Source organism: Robiginitalea sp., assembly GCF_049588695.1.
Classification (GTDB): Bacteria; Bacteroidota; Bacteroidia; order Flavobacteriales; family Flavobacteriaceae; genus Robiginitalea.
Genome location: NZ_JBAVZJ010000336.1, coordinates 1 through 1,968 on the forward strand (window position 1 = coordinate 1; position 1,968 = coordinate 1,968).

The 1,968-nt window shown below is 49.4% G+C and carries 3 protein-coding genes; all 3 read left to right on the forward strand.

The annotated features are described in order from the left end of the window. Window positions 1-938: APC family permease (locus WBV75_RS08190; RefSeq protein ID WP_424120144.1), on the forward strand; the 938-nt coding region annotated here is incomplete at its 5' end. A gap of 176 nt (window positions 939-1,114) precedes the next feature. Continuing rightward, window positions 1,115-1,291: a hypothetical protein gene (locus WBV75_RS08195; RefSeq protein WP_424120145.1), complete on the forward strand. Its 177-nt coding sequence runs from the start codon at window positions 1,115-1,117 to the stop codon at window positions 1,289-1,291. Between the two features lie 147 nt (window positions 1,292-1,438). Then, on the forward strand, window positions 1,439-1,968 hold a 530-nt coding region (locus WBV75_RS08200), incomplete at its 3' end, for a transporter substrate-binding domain-containing protein (RefSeq protein WP_424120146.1).

The window sequence follows — 1,968 nt, forward strand, 5'->3', positions numbered from 1 at the left end:
CACCTCCCGTATTGGCCGTGGGAACGGTAATTGTAATTTCGGGAATCCATTCCTTTAACCTCAGGGTGAGCAGTCGCTTTCAGGCCTTAGCCACCTGGTTTAAGGTACTGCTGCTCCTCTTCCTGATCGCAACCGGACTTTGGGTAGGTAGTGCCGCCTCTGCTTTGGACTTTTCGGGATCCTGGACCCTGGAAGTATTGACCCCTTCATTTGCCATAGCCTTTGTGTATGTAAGTTATTCCTACACCGGTTGGAATGCTGCTGCCTATATTCTGGATGAGGTTGAACACCCCTCTCAAAATCTTCCAAAAGCGCTGGTACGGGGTACCCTGGTGGTCACCCTCCTCTACGTCCTCCTGCAGCTGGTGTTCCTCAAACACGGCAGTCTGGAGGCTTTAAAGGGTCAAATAGACGTCGGCCATGTGTTTGCTACAGCTGTTTTTGGCTCAAAAGGCGCTGCCTTAATCAACTTACTAATCGCCTTTTTTTTAATCTCCAGCATTAGTGCCATGGTATGGGTGGGGCCCCGGGTCTCCATGGCGATGAGTGCAGACTATAAACTCTGGGGGTTTTTAAGGCTTAAAAACAAAAATAGCCTCCCGGTGTTGGCGATTTGGTTTCAGGCCGTTATCAGTATCTTTTACATCTTGACGGGAACCTTTGAAAGTGTCCTGCTCTATTGCGGGTTTATATTGCAACTGAGTTCCGCCCTTGCCGTGGGTGGGGTTTTTATCCTGAGAAAACGCAATCCATCTGCGACGTATTACCAGTCGCCCTTTTATCCGTGGTTGCCCCTGCTCTTCCTGCTCTTCAGTGTATGGATCCTGGGGTACCTTATCGTGAATCAGCCTCAGGAAAGCCTGATGGGGGCGGGGATCCTGGCCGTGGGTGCCCTGACGTATTTTCTAAGCCCCAGGGCCGAAAAAAGTACTGAATAGGCTGGGGTGCCCAGGATTCTTACTCCCGGAGCATTGCGAAAACCTCTGGATTCAGTCAGACTGCAGGAAAAACCATGGGGAACCAGGTAAACCGATCAGATTCAATTCTTAATTATTTGTTAATTTAATGCTGATTTTGTAAATTGCTTGGTGAATACCAACCTATTACAATTAATATGAAAGCCTCCGAAAAATTATTCTGCGCCCGCTGCCTGACCATTCTGGGCATTGTCCTCGTCCTTTTTTTAGTCGTAGTTATCGCGGATTCCATGTCTACCCTTTGGCTTGAAGATATGGAGCGGGAATTGGCTGCGTCCCTCGAGATTTCTTCAAACGCAATAGCCGGTCGATAGACTTATATACCTGCCTTTAAATAGTATTTCCCGAGCTGAAATTTATTAAGTACCTGCCTCTCGTGGCTGCTTTGTTCCTATATGAAGTCTTCCCAACCCGGATAGTCCTGGCCTATTTCTCCCTGAAATTTTTTACCTTTTGCTGATTTGAAAGCAAAATTGGTTCGATATGGTATTGCCTTCTGCCTTTTGGCCCTGGCCTTAGCCTGCCAGGGTACCCGGGCCGGGGATGCCCCTGAAAATAAATCGGCCCTGGTGCAGCGGGATCTCCCTGAGATCCGGGAAGATGGGAAATTGCGGGCACTTATCTCCTACAGCGCCACAGGGTATTTCCTCTATCGCGGGCAACCCATGGGGTATGAATACGAGATGCTGACGCGCCTGGCGAAACACCTTGGGGTTGAGCTGGAACTGCGGGTGGCACAGGACCTGGACCAGATGCTCGAAATCCTTCAAAGCGGCCAGGTAGACCTTGTAGCCCACGGCCTGGCCATAACAGAAGGTCGAAAGAAAGAAGTTTCCTTTTCAGATTACTTCTACCTCACCAAACAAGTACTGGTTCAGCGCAAACCCGATAACTGGCGGTCCCTCACCCTGGACGGTATTGGAAAAAACCTTATCCAGGACCCCGTGGAACTGATACGGGATACGGTAAGTGTACGTAAAAATTCGTCCTA

Bases quoted from the DNA above. Each gene is read 5' to 3' on its own strand.
- WBV75_RS08195 (WP_424120145.1), top strand. From the start codon at position 1,115: ATGAAAGCCTCCGAAAAATTATTCTGCGCCCGCTGCCTGACCATTCTG.